General features: G+C 37.7%; 17 protein-coding genes and 1 rRNA gene. 8 read left to right on the top strand and 10 right to left on the bottom strand.

Annotated elements, in window-relative coordinates:
* Positions 1-106: 106 nt before the first annotated feature.
* From ACQKMI_RS19655 to dltD, 7 genes are all read left to right on the top strand, one after another.
* The gene (locus tag ACQKMI_RS19655; RefSeq protein WP_427491648.1) at positions 107-1351 is read left to right on the top strand and encodes a transglutaminase domain-containing protein; all 1245 of its coding nucleotides are present in this window, start codon (positions 107-109) and stop codon (positions 1349-1351) included.
* A 324-nt stretch (positions 1352-1675) separates the two neighbouring features.
* Positions 1676-3319 carry an alkaline phosphatase gene (locus ACQKMI_RS19650; protein ID WP_427491646.1) on the top strand — a complete coding sequence of 548 codons (1644 nt, stop codon included), beginning with the start codon at positions 1676-1678 and terminating at the stop codon, positions 3317-3319.
* 720 nt (positions 3320-4039) lie between these two features.
* Positions 4040-4177, top strand: a complete 138-nt coding sequence (locus ACQKMI_RS19645; protein WP_285397286.1) for a teichoic acid D-Ala incorporation-associated protein DltX — start codon at positions 4040-4042, stop codon at positions 4175-4177.
* A gap of 18 nt (positions 4178-4195) precedes the next feature.
* Positions 4196-5668 (top strand): D-alanine--poly(phosphoribitol) ligase subunit DltA, encoded by a 1473-nt coding sequence (gene dltA, locus ACQKMI_RS19640; RefSeq protein ID WP_427491644.1) that lies wholly within the window; start codon positions 4196-4198, stop codon positions 5666-5668.
* On the top strand, positions 5665-6828 hold the full coding sequence (gene dltB / locus ACQKMI_RS19635; protein ID WP_323648321.1) for a D-alanyl-lipoteichoic acid biosynthesis protein DltB: 1164 nt from the start codon (positions 5665-5667) through the stop codon (positions 6826-6828). The genes dltA and dltB overlap by 4 nt, the downstream gene beginning before the upstream one ends.
* A gap of 62 nt (positions 6829-6890) precedes the next feature.
* Positions 6891-7124, top strand: coding sequence for a D-alanine--poly(phosphoribitol) ligase subunit 2 (gene dltC, locus ACQKMI_RS19630; protein WP_323648322.1), 234 nt, complete (start codon positions 6891-6893; stop codon positions 7122-7124).
* Positions 7121-8296, top strand: coding sequence for a D-alanyl-lipoteichoic acid biosynthesis protein DltD (gene dltD, locus ACQKMI_RS19625; RefSeq protein ID WP_427491641.1), 1176 nt, complete (start codon positions 7121-7123; stop codon positions 8294-8296). Before dltC ends, dltD begins: the two co-directional genes overlap by 4 nt.
* Before the next feature lie 530 nt (positions 8297-8826).
* Here the strand turns inward: dltD and ACQKMI_RS19620 are convergent.
* The 8 genes from ACQKMI_RS19620 to ACQKMI_RS19585 all read right to left on the bottom strand — a co-directional run bounded on the left by ACQKMI_RS19620 (position 8827) and on the right by ACQKMI_RS19585 (position 17538).
* Positions 8827-9243: an N-acetyltransferase family protein gene (locus tag ACQKMI_RS19620; protein ID WP_427491639.1), complete on the bottom strand. Its 417-nt coding sequence runs from the start codon at positions 9241-9243 to the stop codon at positions 8827-8829.
* A gap of 27 nt (positions 9244-9270) precedes the next feature.
* Entirely contained in the window at positions 9271-9783 is a 513-nt protein-coding gene (locus ACQKMI_RS19615; protein WP_427491637.1) for a GNAT family N-acetyltransferase, read from the bottom strand.
* Positions 9784-10081: 298 nt separating this feature from the next.
* A complete protein-coding gene (eno, locus tag ACQKMI_RS19610; RefSeq protein ID WP_197143197.1) occupies positions 10082-11374 on the bottom strand; it encodes a phosphopyruvate hydratase in 1293 nt (430 codons plus the stop codon).
* A gap of 2 nt (positions 11375-11376) precedes the next feature.
* Positions 11377-12918 (bottom strand): 2,3-bisphosphoglycerate-independent phosphoglycerate mutase, encoded by a 1542-nt coding sequence (gene gpmI, locus ACQKMI_RS19605; RefSeq protein ID WP_427491635.1) that lies wholly within the window; start codon positions 12916-12918, stop codon positions 11377-11379.
* Positions 12911-13672, bottom strand: a complete 762-nt coding sequence (gene tpiA / locus ACQKMI_RS19600; protein WP_427491633.1) for a triose-phosphate isomerase — start codon at positions 13670-13672, stop codon at positions 12911-12913. The genes gpmI and tpiA overlap by 8 nt, the downstream gene beginning before the upstream one ends.
* A 31-nt stretch (positions 13673-13703) precedes the next feature.
* Positions 13704-14888 (bottom strand): phosphoglycerate kinase, encoded by a 1185-nt coding sequence (locus ACQKMI_RS19595; protein ID WP_427491631.1) that lies wholly within the window; start codon positions 14886-14888, stop codon positions 13704-13706.
* A 476-nt stretch (positions 14889-15364) separates the two neighbouring features.
* A complete protein-coding gene (gap, locus tag ACQKMI_RS19590) occupies positions 15365-16381 on the bottom strand; it encodes a type I glyceraldehyde-3-phosphate dehydrogenase (RefSeq protein WP_323648341.1) in 1017 nt (338 codons plus the stop codon).
* A gap of 125 nt (positions 16382-16506) precedes the next feature.
* The gene (locus ACQKMI_RS19585; RefSeq protein WP_427491629.1) at positions 16507-17538 is read right to left on the bottom strand and encodes a sugar-binding transcriptional regulator; all 1032 of its coding nucleotides are present in this window, start codon (positions 17536-17538) and stop codon (positions 16507-16509) included.
* 300 nt (positions 17539-17838) lie between these two features.
* Between ACQKMI_RS19585 and ACQKMI_RS19580 the strand changes: the two genes are divergently transcribed.
* Entirely contained in the window at positions 17839-18102 is a 264-nt protein-coding gene (locus ACQKMI_RS19580) for a hypothetical protein (protein WP_427491627.1), read from the top strand.
* A gap of 34 nt (positions 18103-18136) precedes the next feature.
* Here the strand turns inward: ACQKMI_RS19580 and ACQKMI_RS19575 are convergent, their stop codons facing one another.
* Both ACQKMI_RS19575 and rrf read right to left on the bottom strand, forming a co-directional pair.
* Complete coding sequence (locus ACQKMI_RS19575; protein ID WP_263297453.1) at positions 18137-18259, bottom strand: hypothetical protein; 123 nt, start codon at positions 18257-18259, stop codon at positions 18137-18139.
* A 555-nt stretch (positions 18260-18814) separates the two neighbouring features.
* A 5S ribosomal RNA gene (gene rrf / locus ACQKMI_RS19570) occupies positions 18815-18909 on the bottom strand; the annotation flags it as partial.

The following is an 18909-nucleotide window of genomic DNA, read 5'->3' as shown; positions in this document are numbered from 1 at the left end:
AGTCCTTCACTAAAAAATAGGAACATATCCATTTTTATAAAGTCAGAACGGAAATCAACCCACGTTTTAGTGATGATCAAAAAATATAAAAATAATGGGAGGAATTATGAAAAAGAGTATATTGCTGATTTTTTTACTTATTATTTTAAGCATGCTTAGCGCTTGCTCAGCTGCTATGAAGGGCGTCGAAGTACTATTACAAGACGAACTTGAATCAGAAGAAGAGGTCTCTATGGACCCTAAGGAGCTTGCTAGTAAAGCCCCATCAGCTGAGTTTTCTGCGGAAGACCTTTTTTCAACGACATTATTCAAGGAAGATCCTGCAATGCTGCAGTTTTCAAAAAAAGTTGAAAAACATATTTCAACTTTTGATCCAAACTTTACAGTCATGTATAGAGGAAAATTAGATTGGGATACATTTGAAGAACAAGTAAATGATCTTTATAACATACTTAATTTTGTTAATCCATATACAACAGGCTATATTCAAGAATACAACTGGGAAGCATGGGAAGTAGATAATGGGTACGAAGTAGAGTTTGACTTTACATATATTACAGATGCGAAGAAGGAAAAGAAAATTGACGCTTATGTTCAGGAATTTGCTAAGAAGTTTATTACAGATGACATGGATGATTTTCATCGTGCTAAAACCGTTAATGACTTTGTCGTACAACTAGCCACTTATACTGATAAAGGTGATTCACAAGGGCAATCGGTTTATGAATTAATTAGTAATGAAACTGGTGTTTGTCAAGCTTATGCACTATTAGCCTATCGTTTATTTTTAGCGGCTGGTCTTGATGCTAAATATGTATATGGTTATAGCGATAATCAGCTTCATGCATGGAACTTAGTAAGTGTTAATGGTGATTGGTATCATATTGATACGACTTGGAATGATATCACTCCTATTGAACCTTATGCTATTTCCTATGCATATTTTTTAGTGAATGACGAGAAACTAAGTGAAGACCATATATGGGCAAATGAAAACTATTTTGCTGCTACAAACAATGCGTACGATTTCATGCATGATATGTGGTACGCAGATACCGTTGGAAATGTTATTTATTATAATGACATGAACGATAATATGGTATACGCCTATGACTTAGCAGCAAAACAAAATAGGCAAGTTACAGAAACAGCCTGCTACTACTTGGCGGCTTTTGAAGATGCTATTTATTGCAGTGATTATGATAATGCCGGCTTTTTAACGAAAATATTTATAAACGATGGTTCAGAAGAAGTGTTATTAGAGGAAGAGGTTTTAAACTTGTTCGTTGATGACAAAGGGGTTTTATTTTACGAAACCATTGACGGTGAAAAACATTCACAAACTTTATAGCGAATTCTAGAATCTGCAAGCTTCCATCAATGGATAGTAAGCAGATTCTATTTTCCCCTTTTGTCGCTCATCACCAAAATGTGGGAGTGATTTCCGTTCTGACTTGGCGCTTTCCTGGGAGCAACCGATGAGCCGCTTTGCTTCGCTCCAGTGTATCCTCTGTGACTGATCCCCAAGGAGTCGCCCTGTCTCCACTCCAATCACCTAACTTTTAATATTAATCCTATAGTTAACAATCCCCCCACAATTCATAACAATTAATTCATCCTAGCTTAACAACCTTCCTTTACACTTACTTGTGAATTAACCCAGAGGAGGAAAGTCATGAAATACTCAAAAAAATGGAGTTCATTGTTATTCGCAAGTGCTATTGCTTTATCGTCGATTAGTATCGCTCAGCCGCAAGTACAAGCAGCCCAAGTGAAGAAGCCAACAAATGTAATTATGCTCGTGATGGATGGTAGTAGTAATAATGCTGTTACACTTTCTCGCTGGTACAAAGGGGAAAGCTTGGCTATGGATGAAATTTTATCAGGGGCAGTGCGTACATACTCTGCAGATTCAGCCATTACAGACTCAGCCCCTGCTGCTACCGCGTTAGCAACTGGTCATAAATCGAATGATAAATTTGTGGGTGTGCTACCAGCCGTTATTAATTCACCAGGGCTAGAGCCAATTGCCAAAGAAGATGCTTATAGACCTGTAGCTAATGTGTTAGAAGGGGCTAAGCAACAGGGTAAAGCAACTGGATTGATTTCTACTTCGGAAATTCAGCATGCCACACCAGCTGGCTTTTCTGCACATGTGAAAAATAGAAGCCAATACGATGACATCGCTGAGCAGCAAGTTTATCAAAACATAGATGTCGTGTTAGGCGGTGGCTTAGAATCTCTGGCACCGGGTACTACTAAAACTGCTCGTAAAGATGGCGAGCAGTTATTGGATGTCCTAAAAGAAAAGAATTATGACATTGTTAAGACCCGTGATGAGCTCTTCAATAGTAAGTCGTCAAAAATTTGGGGAAGCTTTGCTCCAAGTGATCTCGCCTACGATTTAGATCGTGCTACAACAAGAGCATCCGAGCCTACACTCGCTGAGATGACAAGTAAAGCGATAAATACGCTTAAAAAGGATGAAGATGGCTTCTTCCTTTTTGTAGAAGGCAGTAAGGTGGACTGGGCGGCTCACGCAAATGACACGATCGGCATAATTAGCGATATTTTATCGTTTGATGCTGCAGTCAAAGAAGCCGTAGATTTTGCAAAAAAAGACGGTAATACAATGGTCATTGCTGTTACAGACCACGGTAATAGTGGGATTACAATGGGTAATGTTAACACGACAAGTACTTATTCCTACACACCTGTATCTGCCTATATTGATCCTCTGAAGAAAGCTAAAATGACTATTGAAGGTGCGTTAAGCCAATTAAAAGAAGACAAATCAAATATTGTAGAAGTCGCTGCACTTTATGGATTAAATGATCTATCTGAGAAAGAGCTTGCCACATTAAAATCGACTAATGATCTGGGCAAAGAAATGGTAAAAATGCTTGCAACTCGCGCCAATATTGGTTATACAACTGGTGGGCACACAGGTGAGGATGTATTCTTATATTCATTCGGACCATCTAAAATTACAGGCCTTGTCGAAAATACGGATTTAGCACATGCGATGGCAAAGTTTATGGGCTTCGATTTAAATAAGCTTACAGAGGATTTATATATACCAGCAACAAAGGCTTTCACAGAAAAAGGCTACACTTCTAAAATTGACTTAAGCGATCAAGAAAACCCTAAATTTATTGCACAAAAGAAGGATGTAACCATTACAATCCCAGTTAATAAGAACATAGTAGTATACGAACAAGACAAGACAACCGCTAAAACGCATACGTTAGACACAATCAATGTCTACAACGGCACTGATTTTTACGTTTCCAAAAAAGTTTTAAAGCTTCTCAAATAAAGTGAAACTTAATCAGTGGGGATTCTCTTCTTCCCCGCTGCTTTTCTTTTTGCTCAAATTTGTCTTTGCAACAGTCCTCGAAAGATTTCCGATTTCATTATCTGCTTCATATGTTTGCGGCTTCCTTTTTCGTTACCCCTTTGCATCTCAACTTATTTTATACCGATATTTTTCATCAAATTTACTTTTATTTTACTTTCATTGATTATGCTTAGTGTAACGAGGTAAAAATGGGTAGCAGGATTAAATGAAACATTATTCAGTGGGTTTTCTTTCTTCATCCCCCACTGATTGCTCCCACTTAACTTCTTTGCTTTTGCCGAATATTGAGGTGGGCGTATTACCGCCCGTTAATGCGGGATCAATTGTCTCGAACGCCCTATACGAAATTTAAGGATTTCTTAAGTACCCATAAAGCAGAAAAACAGCGATAATAAATAAGGATTAACGTTTAGAAAAATTCAAGTTGAGGTGAAACAAAAATTATTTTCTTACCATTATAATAGTCATGTTTTTCAAAACCTTAATTCTACCTTAAATTTATCTTATGATTTCATGAATAAACGGAAATTTAGCAACGTTTTTCTCTACAATCCGTCAAAACAGTATTAAAAAATTTTTAATGTCAAAAATAATTTAGAAATAACTTGAAAAAATATCAATTTATTTAGTATATTTACAAAGTTATAATCTTTTTCATTTTTAATTGGAGGTGGACTTATGCAATCCATTAAAAATAATGAGCTTTTTCGTTTTATAGGCTTTACGTTATTTTATTTCATCATTTTAGTGCTCTTGTTTCTTATTCATGGCTTCCATGATATGAACGCAGGACCATTTATATATACGGAATTTTAAGAAAAGGAGATATAAACTATGTTAAGTATTTTAGAGGCTATTCAAAAAGTGGCACAACAGCATCCACATCGAACTGCCTATCAAACCGACAATGATTCTTTAACGTTTGGTGAGCTTTGGCATCTTTCTGATTGTGTAGCACAATATTTAATGGCTCTTGATTTAGAAAGACAACAACCTATCGTCGTCTACGGGCATATGTCACCTTTACAAATCGTTGCCTTTTTAGGTGCAGTAAAGGCAGGTCATCCATACGTACCTGTGGACTCTTCAACACCGTCTGAAAGGTTACAGATTATAATAGAAGCTTCTCAGGCTTGCTTGCTACTAAAAACTGAAACGTTAAGTTCCAACTTACATGTCCCTGTAGTAGAAGTAAGTGATTTAGTGGCTCAAACTACTAGCATTTCGACTGAGCCTTCAACATGGGTTAAGGATCAAGAAATTTATTATATTATTTACACATCTGGTTCTACTGGTAAGCCAAAAGGTGTTCAAATTACAGCTGATAATTTAGCACATTTTGTTGCTTGGATGCATGAACATTTCCCATTACAGGAATCTGGAGTGTTTCTAAATCAAGCGCCTTATTCCTTTGATTTATCTGTGATGGATTTATATCCTGCACTAGTTAGCGGGCAAACACTTTACGCGATTAAGCAAGAGCAAATTGCTAATCCAAAAGCGTTATTTGAGTCATTAGCTTCATCTAATGTTCGCGTTTGGACTTCCACACCTTCCTTCGCGAAGATGTGTTTAATGAACAAGGAGTGGGATCAGGCGTTAATGCCTTCTCTAGATACATTTTTATTCTGCGGAGAAGTTTTACCAGTATCCGTAGCTACGGAATTAATGCAACGCTTCCCTCAAGCTTCTATTTATAATTTGTACGGTCCTACAGAAACAACCGTTGCCGTCTCTTATGTGGAAGTAACAAAGGAGCTTTTAGAGCAGTTTGACCAATTACCAATCGCCCCTCTATCTGAGCCTAATCTATCCTTGTTAGAAGATAGCGAGATTATTATTTCTGGACCGACTGTAAGTGCAGGTTATCTTGGTGCACCTGATTTAACACTTAAAGCGTTTCCTACAATAGGGGATCAACGTATTTATAAAACGGGAGACGTTGGTTATGAAAAAGATGGCTATCTGTTCTTTTCTGGACGAAAAGATTTTCAGGTGAAGCTACACGGTTATCGTTTAGAGATCGAGGAAATTGAAAAACAAATGGGTAATCTTCCACCTGTATCTAGCTGTGTTATAATTCCTGTTTCAAAAAATGATGAGATTGTATCATTAAGTGCGTATATTGTTCTTCGAGAGCCATTGACGGACTCTGCCTTCAAAATGACGAAGCAGCTTAAAGCATTGTTATCGGAGTATTTACCATCTTATATGATTCCAAAAACATTCAAATACATTGACACTTTACCTTTAAATACAAACGGCAAAGTTGATCGTAAAGGATTGGCGGTTATGGAAACAGTATGACGCCTTATGGAAATATAGTTTTTTTCATCATCATTGGTATTTTGTTACTGCCAACAATTATTTTAGGACTACGAGGGAAATCAGCTAAAGGCTATAATATCGTTATTTCGATTGTCGTGTTAGCTCTTATTTTTGGTAGCTCCCTTAACGGCTCCATTTCTCTTATACTGTTTACAGTATTTCAGTTATTTTTAATTATCGTTTACCAAAAATATCGCTTACAGAAGAATAATACCTCTGTATTCGTCATTGCTGTAGTACTGTCTATTTTGCCACTTGTTCTTGTGAAGGTTCTGCCAATTCTTGGTCTTCATAATTTATTTGGATTTTTAGGGGTATCCTATATTACCTTTAAATCAGTACAGATGATTTTAGAAACACGAGATGGCTTAATTAAGGATAAAATTTCAGTAGTTGAGCTTGCCTATTTCTTACTGTTCTTCCCAACAGTATCATCGGGACCTATTGATCGTTGGAGACGCTTTTATAAAGATATGCACACAGTGCCGTCTGGGCAAGACTATCAAAAACTGCTGTTAAGCGGGATCAATTATATATTTGTAGGCTTTTTATATAAGTTTATTTTGGCTTATTTAATATATAATTACACACTTATTTATTTACCAAATCAAACGTATAACTATTTGACACCTTTTCAAGGGCAAATAGCGTATATGTATATGTATAGTTTTTATTTATTTTTCGATTTTGCGGGTTATAGTGCTTTTGCCGTTGGTGTCAGTCGCATTATGGGTGTTCAAACGCCCATTAACTTTAACCGTCCATTCTCGAGTCGTAATATTAAAGACTTTTGGAACCGTTGGCATATGAGTCTTTCTTTCTGGTTCAGGGATTATGTCTATATGCGCTTTGTGCTGTGGATGACAAAGAAAAAATGGATTAAAAACAAATATACAGTTTCTTATATCGGCTTCTTTTTACTGTTCTTCTTAATGGGTATTTGGCACGGATTGGAATTGCACTTTGTTGTCTATGGACTCTACCATGCCTTGCTAATTATCTGCTTCGATAAATTTGAACGCTGGAATAAAAAGCGCAAGATTTGGCCAAAAAATAAATGGACTCATGCAATAGGTGTATTTATCACTTTTAATGCCATTTGCTTTGGTTTCTATATTTTTTCAGGAACATTATTTTAATAAACGGCTCTGTTCATGCTTTTATGAATAACACAGCCTAAACAATAAAGGAGATTTATAATATGGATAAACAACAGGTTTTAGAAATGCTAGTAGAGTTATGCGAGGACGATATCATTTTAGAAAATCAAGATATCGATTTATTTGAAGAAGGACTTCTTGATTCATTCGGTACAATTAATTTATTAGTGGAAATTGAAAACCGCTTTAATATCTCAGTACCAATTACTGATTTTAACCGTGAGGAATGGAACACGCCAAATCGTATTGTAGCGGAATTAGCTGAAAGACAATGATTAAGAAAGGCTTTCTATCATTATTAGTTGCTTTTATACTTTTTGCTGCTGTTGTATTCTTCCCAAATTCATGGATTAAAGCTTGGATTTCAGATGAAGAAGTAGAACAGGCAAAGACTAGTATGTCTCCGTTAGTGTTCCAAGGGATGTATTTCCAGGAACGTATGTTGCAGGAGCCTAATACGATGCCTTTATATGGCTCCTCAGAATTAAACCGTTTTGATCCTTTCCACCCTTATAATTATGCTCGAGCTACAAATGCTCCGTATACGACATTTATGGTCGGGCGTGGTGGAATGCAGTCTATTACACACTTTTTAAACTTTGCTGCACAGGAACAGAATTTAAAGGATAAGAAAATTGTCTTCATTATTTCTCCTCAATGGTTTACGAAAAAGGGAATGAATGAATTACATTTTTCTCCTAACTATTCGATGTTGCATGCTTATGATTTAGCATACAATAAGGACATTGACGAAGACCTTCGAAATCGAGGAATGAAACGCCTTCTTGAATTCGATACTGTCAATCGCGATGAACTACTAAGAACAATTTATGAATATAAATTATCTGGTGGTAAGGAAAAACCAGTTATAGGACGACTTGCAATGATGGCAGGCCATGTCCAAAAGGCTCTTTTAGAGAAAAAAGATTTATATTACTCGCTCTTCCCTCGAGAAGGCAGTAAATTAAAAAACAATGACAAACTAGTTGTCGACCAAACATTTGAGCAACAATTGCAAAATGCCGAGAAATATGGCGAGAAACGTGTATCCAATGACTTAATGATTGAAAACAAGTTTTATAAACGCCTTAAAAACGCTAATATTAACAAGTTTAAAGGCATGCGAAAAAACGAAGATTATACAACTTCACCTGAATATGAGGATTTACAGCTAGTCATTGATGTTTTAAAGGATGCTGGTGCAAAGCCACTATTTGTTTCTATTCCAGTAAATGGTCATTGGTATGACTACACGGAATACCCTGAGGAACGTCGAGAAAAATATTACGAAAAAATGGGGCAGATCTTGACTGATAATGGTGTTCCATATGTTGATTTCTCAGGCCATGACTATGATCCTTATTTCATTATGGATACGATTCATATCGCATGGAAGGGTTGGGTATATCTAGATCAAGAGCTAGACAAATACTGGGCGGAGCAATAAATCGTTTAACGAACATAGAGACAGACTAAAGTGTTAATCACTTTAGTCTGTCTCTCTTTTTTTTATGTGATTATCTTTGAAGGCAAATGTAATGTATAAAGCTCATTTTCGAAAAACGAAATAAAGGTGTCATATATTAATTATAGTATGTCTCTTCGGCAAAACGAGGGGTTGATTTCCGTTCCGGCTGGGCGCTTTCCTGGGGGCGTCCAGCCTCCACTCCAATCAACCACAATCAGATGGTTTATCATTTCATGAGCATTTCATGTTCTTTCCCCTTCATTACATTGTAGACACCCATCTGATAATCCGGTCAAGTTTGTGGTGTACGCTCCAGAATTTCAATAGCTTCCTTAATATTAAAATTCATGCTCCTACTCCCTCCCATGAAAATAAATACTATCAAGGTTTAGGTTTTGATCCTCTCAACAAAATAGTACAACATAAATAAGGATACGGAGGTTGATTTGAACTAACCCCCTAATAGTGACACTTTAGAATCTATTAGGGGGTCAAGAAACTAAGTTCTTTTATTCAAATATCATAACCCAATATTTTTCCTTTTCCCCTTCTTCGTTTACCTTCTTCCAACCATTCTTCTCATAAAATTTCAACGCCATATGATTTTCGGATACACATTTTAATCTTAATGGTTTATTCATTTTTTTAATGGAGGCATTTAGTAAATGACCACCTATCCCTTTACCAAAGTAATTAGGGTTAATAAATAAATTATGAATGAAGTTATCTGGCAAGTATAATGAAGCAAATCCAAGTATATGATTATCCTCTTCCGCTACAATTATATGCTCTCCTACTGTATCTTTATCAAAATCGTCTAAGGTCATTTCCTCTAAAACCGCCCAATGGAAGTTTTTACGACGTGATTCCAGATAAATTATTCTTAATTCTGGGTAATCTAATTCATTCGCTTCTCTAATATTCACATGATCACCTTTGCTTTCATAATAATTTTAGCTTCTATCAAATGAAAAAAGTCTAAGTTCTTCAGAATCATTGGAAAGTTGAACTAATCCTTCAAACTTCAAGCCTATCTTTTCGAGTAACTTGGCTGAAGCATGATTATCTTGAGTTGTGATAGCTACAATACGATTTAGTCCTAGTGTATCTAGTCCATATGCTAATGTCGTTGATGCTGCTTCATAGGCGTATCCTTTTCCCCAATACTTAGGAAGAAAAGCGAAGCCAATATCCACATCTTCTAGCGACTCTCTTTTAACAAAACCACACATTCCTATCGGGCTTTGATCTTCTTTTCTTTCAACTAGATAAAAACAAAAGCCAGATTGCTCATACATGCGAATTGGTCCATTCACTATATATTCACGCGCATCCTCTACTGTTCTCACACCGCGATCACCAATGAACTCTAGCCATGAAGGATCATTCACTAGCTCAAGGATAAAATCTGCATCATCTGTTGTTTGTAAGCGAAGGGTAAGTCGTTCTGTTTCAATAATTTTCATCATTCCACTCTCCTCTCAGTATAGTATTCTACATTTTCTAAGCTTTTCCCCTATTTTTAATGTATGTTTTACTAATAAATTAAATATATAATAACGGACTAACTATTGCATTTCCATAGCATTCCTCTGTTCTTTCGGGGACCTGATCACTTTGTCTTCCTACCTGATCATTTCTCTCGGGGACCTGAGCACTTAACTAAAAGCTACCCCTCAATAACCCGCCCGAGCAACAAAAAAATCGCCTCAAAAGTATATAAATACCTTTGAGGCGATATTACTGAAGCTACTAAGTAATAGCTTATTTTAAGTTATAGAATGAATTTAAACCAAGATACTCAGCTGTTGAACCAAGTTGGTCCTCAATGCGAAGAAGTTGGTTGTATTTAGCTACGCGGTCTGTACGTGATGGAGCACCTGTTTTAATTTGGCCAGCGTTTGTAGCAACTGCGATATCAGCAATTGTTGCATCCTCTGATTCACCAGAACGGTGTGAGATAACTGCTGTGTAACCAGCGCGTTTTGCCATTTCGATCGCTTCAAATGTTTCTGTTAACGTACCGATTTGGTTTACTTTGATAAGGATTGCATTACCAACACCTTGCTCAATACCAGCCGCTAATTTTTTCGTATTTGTTACGAATAGATCGTCGCCTACTAATTGTACGCGAGCGCCAATGCGATCTGTTAATAATTTGTGTCCTGCCCAGTCGTTTTCGTCTAAGCCATCTTCAATTGAGATGATTGGGTATTTTGCAGTTAATTCCTCGTACCAGTCAACCATTTCTTCAGAAGTTTTGACAACACCTTCACCCTCTAAGTGATATTTGCCATCTTCTTTATTGAATAATTCAGATGAAGCAACGTCCATTGCAAGTTTCACTTCTTCACCTGGTTTATAGCCAGCTTTTTCGATTGCTTCTAAAATTACTGTAATTGCTTCTTCGTTAGAACCAAGGTTTGGTGCAAAACCACCTTCATCACCTACAGCTGTATTATAGCCTTTCGCTTTAAGTACTGCTTTTAAGTTGTGGAAAATTTCAGCACCCATACGTAATGCATGACGGAATGATTCTGCTCCTACAGGCATTACCATGAATTCTTGAATGTCTACGTTGTTATCAGCGTGAGCGCCACCATTAATGATGTTCATCATTGGTACTGGTAGTTGTTTTGCGTTAAATCCACCAAGATATTGATAAAGAGGTACATCTAAATAATCTGCCGCAGCATGTGCAACTGCCATTGATACACCTAGAATAGCGTTGGCACCTAGTTTACCTTTGTTTTCTGTGCCATCTAGCTCGATTAAAGCTTTGTCGATGACTACTTGATCAAGAACTGAGTAGTTACCTTCTAGCTCTTGAGCAATAATTGTGTTTACATTTTCAACTGCTTTTAATACACCTTTGCCTAGGTAACGAGATTTGTCACCGTCGCGTAATTCTACTGCCTCATATTCACCTGTAGATGCACCTGATGGTACGATTGAGCGTCCAAAAGCGCCTGATTCTGTAAATACTTCAACTTCTACTGTTGGGTTCCCACGTGAGTCTAAAACTTCGCGCGCATAAATTTGTGTAATAAATGGCATAATTAATTCTCCTCTTTTTCAATTAATGATTGACCTGTCATTTCAGAAGGTTGTGACACCTCTAATAATTCTAACATGGTTGGCGCCAAATCGGCTAAAATGCCACCATTTCTTAACATTAAATTTGGTTTTGTCACAATTACTGGAACAGGATTTGTTGTATGAGCTGTCATTGGATCCCCTTCTAAAGTAAGTACTTCATCAGAGTTACCATGGTCAGCTGTAATAATAGCTGCGCCACCTTTTGCAAGGAGTGCATCTACTACTTTACCAAGACATTCGTCGACTGTTTCAATGGCCTTGATTGTTGGCTCTAACATTCCGCTATGCCCAACCATATCAGGGTTAGCGAAATTAAGAATAATGCCATCAAATTTATCGGCCGCAATCTCTGCAAGCAATGCTTCTGTTACCTCATAGGCACTCATTTCAGGTTTTAAATCGTATGTTGCAACCTTTGGAGATGCAATTAAAATACGTTCTTCCCCATCAAATTTCTCCTCACGACCACCACTCATAAAGAATGTAACATGCGGATACTTTTCTGTTTCTGCAATCCGAAGCTGCGTTTTGCCATTAGAAGCTAACACTTCACCTATCGTATTTTTCAAGTTGTCATTTGCATACGCAACTTGAGCATTTACTTCATCACTGTAGTGTGTGAAGGATACAAATTTTAAATTTTTTGGCTGTTTAGCTGATAAAGCAAAGCCATCAAATTCATTATTTGTAAACACTTTAGACAGTTGAATTGCACGGTCAGGTCGGAAATTGAAGAAAATAACAGCGTCATTATCTTCAATCGTTGCCACTGCTTCTCCTTGCTCTTGAACGCTAAATGGGATAACAAACTCATCAGTTACATCACGCTCATATGATTCAGCTACACCACTTGCTGCACTATCAGCTGTTTGACCAACACCATCTACTAATGCATTGTACGTAAGGGCTACACGATCCCATCGTTTATCACGATCCATTGCATAATAGCGACCATGAATAGAAGCGAATTGACCTACGCCAATTTCCTTCATTTGTTTTTCAGTTTCTTCAATATAGTCTAAAGCAGTTTTTGGTCCAACATCACGACCATCTAAGAAACCATGTACAAAGACTTTGTCTAAGCCTTGTTGTTTGGCAAGCTTTAAGAGTGCAAACATATGCTCATAGTGACTATGTACGCCACCATCTGACAGTAAGCCCATAATATGAAGCTTAGATTGATGTGCTTTCACATGTCCCATTGCATCCAAAAATGCTTGATTCGTAAAGAAATCTCCTTCACGAATAGATTTGTTTAAGCGTGTTAAGCTTTGATAGACAATACGTCCAGCTCCGATATTCAGGTGTCCAACTTCAGAGTTCCCCATTTGACCATTGGGTAACCCCACCGCTTCACCCGCTGCCGTTAATGTTGAATGCGGGAACTCATTCCAAAAACGATCGAAATTAGGCTTGTTTGCCTGAGCTACTGCATTTCCGAACGTTTCATCACGAAATGCAAAGCCATCTAAAATAATTAATGCTACTGGCTTTTTAGGCATTTGCTGCCGCCTCCAATAATTTTAAATATGAATCTGGTTGTAAACTTGCACCGCCAACTAAAGCCCCATCGATATGCTCTTTTGATAATAATTCCTGAATGTTTTCAGGTTTTACGCTACCACCATATTGAATGCGTATAGCAGCGGCTGTTTCAGCATTATATAATTCCTTAATTACTGCACGAATTGCACCGCATACTTGGTTAGCATCTTCTGCTGTAGCTGTTTTACCTGTACCAATTGCCCAAATAGGTTCGTAAGCAATCACCATATGCTCCACTTCTTCTGCCCCAAATCCAGCAAGTGCAGCTGTAATTTGATGAGCAACCTTTTGCTCAGTAGTTCCCGCTTCACGTTCCTCAAGTGTTTCTCCACAGCAAATAATTGGTACGATATTATGTGTAAGTGCTGCAGCAACCTTTTTATTGATGGCTTCATCTGTTTCGTTATAATATTCACGTCGTTCAGAATGTCCTAAAATAACATAGTCTACTTCCACACTTGCTAACTGAGCTGGACTAATTTCTCCAGTAAATGCACCTTCGTTTTCATAGTGCATCGTTTGTGCACCAATAGCTAACTCAGATTCACTCGCAACTTGCACAAGCGTAGGTAGGTAAAGTGCTGGTGCACAAACAACAGCGTCTACTTTATCATTTGAAGGAATTTTGTCCTGTACCGCATCGACAAACTGAATAGCCTCTTCAAATGTTTTATACATTTTCCAGTTACCTGCAATAATTGGTTTACGCATTGTTTTTGCCTCCTATATTTTTTATTCCATTTTACTTATCGTTTAATGCCACAATTCCCGGAAGTTCTTTTCCTTCCATTAATTCAAGTGATGCACCGCCACCTGTAGAAATATGTTCCATTTTATCAGCAACTTCAAATTTTTCTACTGCTGCTGCAGAATCCCCGCCACCGATTACTGTATAACCAGTTGTTGTTGCCATAGCTTCAGCTACAGTTTTTGTACCATTCGCAAATTTATCCATTTCAAAAACACCCATTGGTCCATTCCAAATGATTAATTTAGAATCTTTAATAACCTCTGCATATTTAGCAGCTGTTTTCGGGCCAATATCTAAGCCCATCCAATCTGCTGGAATAGCATCTACATCGACAATTTTTGTTTCAGCATCTTTTGAAAATTCATTTGCGACAACGGCATCGATTGGCATATGTAATTGCACGCCTTTTGCCTTTGCTTTTTCAATAAAGGATTTTGCTAAATCGATTTTATCTTCTTCTAATAAAGATTTACCGATATCATAGCCTTGCGCTTTGATGAATGTGAATGATAAACCACCACCGATAATAAGGTGATCCACTTTTTCTAATAAGCTTTCAATGACACCAATTTTATCTTTTACTTTGGCGCCACCGATAATGGCTGTAAATGGATGCTCCGGCTTAGATAATGCTTTACCTAACACATCTAATTCCTTTTGCATAAGGAAACCAGATACTGCCGGTACATGCTTGGCAATTCCTTCAGTTGACGCGTGTGCTCGGTGAGCTGCGCCGAACGCATCATTCACATAAACGTCCGCTAATTTTGCAAATTGCTCTGCTAATGCAGCATCGTTTTTCTCTTCACCAGCGTGGAAGCGTACATTTTCAAGTAGCATAATGTCACCATCTTGCATGTTTGCAACAGCTTCTTCTACCTCTTGACCAATCGATTCATTTAATTTTGTCACAGGTTTACCCATTAATTCAGCTAAACGTACACCTACTGCAGTTAAGCGCATATCCTCTTTTACTTCACCCTTTGGACGTCCTAAGTGAGAGGCTAAAATAACTTTGGCACCTTGCTCCACTAAATATTCAATTGTAGGGATTGCTGCACGAATACGTGTTTCGTCAGTAATCGAGCCATCTGCCATCGGTACATTAAAATCAACACGTACAAATACGCGCTTCCCTTTTACATCAATATCTTTCATCGTCTTCTTATTTAACATGAAGAAACCCCCTTCAAAGTTTTAGTCGTGAAATTCCTGGATTCACCCATCTTGGCTCCTCACATCATTCACGATATCTGTTTTAGTTAGAACTATTTGGTCCATCAACACATAAAGTTATAACAAAGCTAGTATCATCCAAACCTTTAATGAAATACTCTTTCACCAAAAGTTAGAGATAGCATTTGTTAAAACATGTACCCCAAGGAGTCGCCCAGTCGAAATGGACATCAACCCACTTTAAGGAGATGTACCCTTTACTTGCCTTTATAGTAGCAAAAGTCACGTTCTATGTCTTGCAATTACATAACCTGCCGTCGATCTTATATTACGTATAAAAAAGGAGTAAGGGTAAATTTCCCTTACTCCATTACCCTTGTATATTATATCTGTTAGATATTATAAAGGCTATACTTTTTGTGCGCAAAAAGCAGTATTATGTCACACTTTTTACTTAAGTTATCGAATTATGACACTTATTTATTGTTTAATCCTTTTTCTGCGATATATAAAGCTAAGTCCATTAAACGAGTAGAGTAACCAATTTCGTTATCATACCACGCTAGAACCTTTACCATACTATTTTCTAATACCATTGTAGAAAGACCATCTACAGTTGAAGAGTTATGGTTACCATTGTAGTCGATTGACACTAATGGTAGTTCGTTGTATCCTAAAATACCTTTAAGCTCTTTTTCTGAAGCTTCTTTTAATGCAGCATTAATGGATTCTTTTGTTACTTCTGATTTTAGCTCCACTACTAAGTCAACACATGAAACGTTTGGTGTTGGTACACGCATAGAGAAACCATCTAATTTACCTTTTAATTGAGGTAATACTTTTGAAACTGCTACTGCTGCCCCTGTTGTTGTTGGAATCATTGACACTGCACCAGCACGTGCGCGACGTGGATCAGAGTGCGGGAAGTCAAGGATACGTTGATCATTTGTATATGAGTGAATTGTCGTCATCATACCACGTGCAATACCAAATTTTTCATCAAGTATTTTGGCAACTGGCGCTAGACAGTTCGTTGTACAAGAAGCGTTTGAAATAACATCATCTGTATCAGGGTTGTAATCTTCATGGTTAACACCCATTACAAACGTTGGCATATCGCCCTTCGCTGGAGCCGAAAGGATTGCTTTTTTAGCACCTGCTTGAACATGTTTTCCTACTTCTTCCATCGAACGGAATCTACCTGTACATTCAAGTACTACATCAACACCTAGATCACCCCAAGGTAAATTAGCAGGATCTTTTTCTGCATACACGTTAATTTTTTTCCCATTTACTACGAAAGAATCGCCTTCTGCATAAACATCAGCATCGTAGATACCGTGTACTGAATCATAAGTTAATAAGTGTGCAAGCTGACCTGCATCTGTTAGGTCATTTACTGCAACCACTTCGATTTCATCGTGCTTCATAGCTTCACGAAATACTAATCGTCCAATACGTCCAAATCCGTTAATCGCTAATTTTAATGCCATTGTCAATTCCTCCAATATTGTTTAAATAATTTATTTTTGCCTCGGACATTTATAATATCCGCAATTGGCTTTATTCTCATTCAAGGGTTTTGTAGCACCCGCTGAAATACGATTTACATAGTCATTTATAAAGAAGGTAAACCTTCCGCGATAGCTTTTGCGGCTACCTCATCCGTTATAAAAATGGTTTGCTTTGGTGCTACCTTAAAGTACGATAGCATTGCCTTCACTTTTTGTTTACCAGCAGCAACTGCAATGACTTGCTTACTTCTTTGAACTTGCTCAAACTGAATACCGATTGTTCGAATTCGATGTACAATTTCGCCTTCTGCATTGAAATAATAGCCAAATGCTTCACTAACTGCACCCTTTTCTTCGAGTATCCGTAAATCTTCAGGCGATGAATTACGACGAACAGCCATTTCCTCTGCCGAGCCAATACCATGAATGACACAATCTGCATGATCATAGTAATTCATCATTTCAGTTACCATTGGCTCTGATAACATTGCTTGATAGGCCTGCTCACTTAAATGCTCCGGTAAAAACAACGTGCGATACTGTGCATTCATCTGCATGGCAAATGTTGAGACAAGTGTATTGGCTTGCATTTGCATTTCATGTCCAATACCTCCACGAGCAGCAACAAATGTGATGTTGTGTGTATCAGCTGGATGTAAAAATTGCGTGAGTGATGCAACGGACTTTCCACCAGTAACAGCTACTATTTCACCATCAAAACTTGTTGACATAAATTTTTGTGCTGCCTCTTTTCCGAGCAATGTTAATATCGTATCGTCTTCATTGTAATCACCTGGAACAACAATTACATGCTGTAAGCCAAAATGGTTTTCCAGTAATTTAGCGAGCTGTGTAAGACCAGACCATTCATAAATTAGTGCTCGTAGCTGATCAATAACTGCTTCACCTTCGTCTGTACATACCATACCCGACTTTTGAGAATCTAATAACCCTTGCTCACGTAAAATATCTGTTTCTTTACGAATTTCTCGTTCGGTCATTTTAAGTGAATCTGCAAGTGTTCGACGCCCAATTGGCTGCATAAGCTGAACTGTTTGCAAAATACGATATCTCGATTGTAGAAGCGGATACATTTCTGGAAGTAGCCTTTGCTGTGCCTCAGGTACAGATAACATATTTATCTACTCCCTTTTTAATAGTTGCGGGTTACATTCCGTCCCACTACATAAAATTATGTCCCACTTACATTTTTATTATAATACGCTTTAAAATAAAGAGCAAGTAAATGCTATGTTTTGGCATTGAAAATTATTTAGTGGCCTCATTACGCCTGTGTTGGACTTCATTGGAATGTGGGTTTCTTACCGCACTGTTATGCGGGATAAATTTATAAAAATTCTACACTATTGCTGATTGGAGTGGAAGGCTACTCGACTCCCGTGGGAAAACGAGACAGGCGAGACCCTGAGGCCAACATGACGTTGGTCACGAAGGCATTGTCACAGGACGTGACGCATTTAGCCTTCGTTCCTTTAGCGGAGGAAGCGGCTCGACGCTCGCCCACAGGAAGCTTTGCTCTGTGCGAAAGCGAAGCGGCAGCAATTGTTTTATCTGTGCGAAAGCGTAGCGACAGCAACAACAAAGCGAGTAGCCTGGAACGGAAATCCCCCTCATTTAAAGAGCCACAACGTTTACATAGATCTCTTAACCATTTTTTTCAACATAATAAAAACCCGTAACCAAATTTGTCATGGTTACGAGTTTTTTGTTAGCTTATTTTGTGAAAGATAAAATTGCGTTTTTCTTAAATCCGCCTAAAGCTTTCGTTGCTTCATTTTTATTTGTGTATTCAAAAATACGAACGTCCTTTTTCTCAAATACTGTAATAACCCACATTGTAAAATCTCCCTTCAAATATACGTTTTTGTATTATAACAACCACTAAAAATGTGATACTTTTGATAAACTGTTTTATAACAACTTCTTACTGATTCCTATTCTACTCCTTTTTTTAAAAAAATAAAGCCTAATGTGAAGGTCTTCACAAACTGTTCAAATTCTAAACGTTTTCATTGAACAATTTGTGAATTGTGATTATTACCTCTAAAAATTTGGGTATAGTAAAAATCCCTCTACTTCTTATGTCACTACGACTCTACTTTTCATCGCCTGATACTGCGGACGATGAAAATCCTTGCCTTCGCTTGGTCACAAGAAATGTTGCGTTCTTTAATCTGCTGGTCCTGGATCTTCGTTAGTTGGCTCAATATTTTGCTCTGTCGTCGAAACGTATGCCACATTTCTTAGCTATGGCTTTTATGATCAGATTCTTCATTTCTCTTGCTTCGACTAGATAATTGGCAGGAACCATAATAGTATTGGGTGGATTAACATTTACTAAAAAATTGCAAATAAAAAAAGCCGAGGAATAAATCCTCGACTTTTTCAGGTGCCTAGCGACGTCCTACTCTCACAGGGGGAAGCCCCCAACTACCATCGGCGCTAAAGAGCTTAACTTCCGTGTTCGGTATGGGAACGGGTGTGAC

It is taken from the genome of Lysinibacillus sp. NPDC097214, assembly GCF_050277945.1.
GTDB classification, from domain to species: domain Bacteria; phylum Bacillota; class Bacilli; order Bacillales_A; family Planococcaceae; genus Lysinibacillus; species Lysinibacillus xylanilyticus_B.
This window is presented reverse-complemented; position numbering and strand designations above follow the sequence as displayed.

Coding starts and splice junctions, on each gene's coding strand:
- ACQKMI_RS19655 (WP_427491648.1), top strand. CDS start 107: ATGAAAAAGAGTATATTGCTGATTTTTTTACTTATTATTTTAAGCATG.
- ACQKMI_RS19650 (WP_427491646.1), top strand. CDS start 1,676: ATGAAATACTCAAAAAAATGGAGTTCATTGTTATTCGCAAGTGCTATT.
- ACQKMI_RS19645 (WP_285397286.1), top strand. CDS start 4,040: ATGCAATCCATTAAAAATAATGAGCTTTTTCGTTTTATAGGCTTTACG.
- dltA (WP_427491644.1), top strand. CDS start 4,196: ATGTTAAGTATTTTAGAGGCTATTCAAAAAGTGGCACAACAGCATCCA.
- dltB (WP_323648321.1), top strand. CDS start 5,665: ATGACGCCTTATGGAAATATAGTTTTTTTCATCATCATTGGTATTTTG.
- dltC (WP_323648322.1), top strand. CDS start 6,891: ATGGATAAACAACAGGTTTTAGAAATGCTAGTAGAGTTATGCGAGGAC.
- dltD (WP_427491641.1), top strand. CDS start 7,121: ATGATTAAGAAAGGCTTTCTATCATTATTAGTTGCTTTTATACTTTTT.
- ACQKMI_RS19615 (WP_427491637.1), bottom strand. CDS start 9,783: ATGAAAATTATTGAAACAGAACGACTTACCCTTCGCTTACAAACAACA.
- eno (WP_197143197.1), bottom strand. CDS start 11,374: ATGCCATTTATTACACAAATTTATGCGCGCGAAGTTTTAGACTCACGT.
- gpmI (WP_427491635.1), bottom strand. CDS start 12,918: ATGCCTAAAAAGCCAGTAGCATTAATTATTTTAGATGGCTTTGCATTT.
- tpiA (WP_427491633.1), bottom strand. CDS start 13,672: ATGCGTAAACCAATTATTGCAGGTAACTGGAAAATGTATAAAACATTT.
- ACQKMI_RS19595 (WP_427491631.1), bottom strand. CDS start 14,888: ATGTTAAATAAGAAGACGATGAAAGATATTGATGTAAAAGGGAAGCGC.
- gap (WP_323648341.1), bottom strand. CDS start 16,381: ATGGCATTAAAATTAGCGATTAACGGATTTGGACGTATTGGACGATTA.
- ACQKMI_RS19585 (WP_427491629.1), bottom strand. CDS start 17,538: ATGTTATCTGTACCTGAGGCACAGCAAAGGCTACTTCCAGAAATGTAT.
- ACQKMI_RS19580 (WP_427491627.1), top strand. CDS start 17,839: ATGACGTTGGTCACGAAGGCATTGTCACAGGACGTGACGCATTTAGCC.
- ACQKMI_RS19575 (WP_263297453.1), bottom strand. CDS start 18,259: ATGTGGGTTATTACAGTATTTGAGAAAAAGGACGTTCGTATTTTTGAA.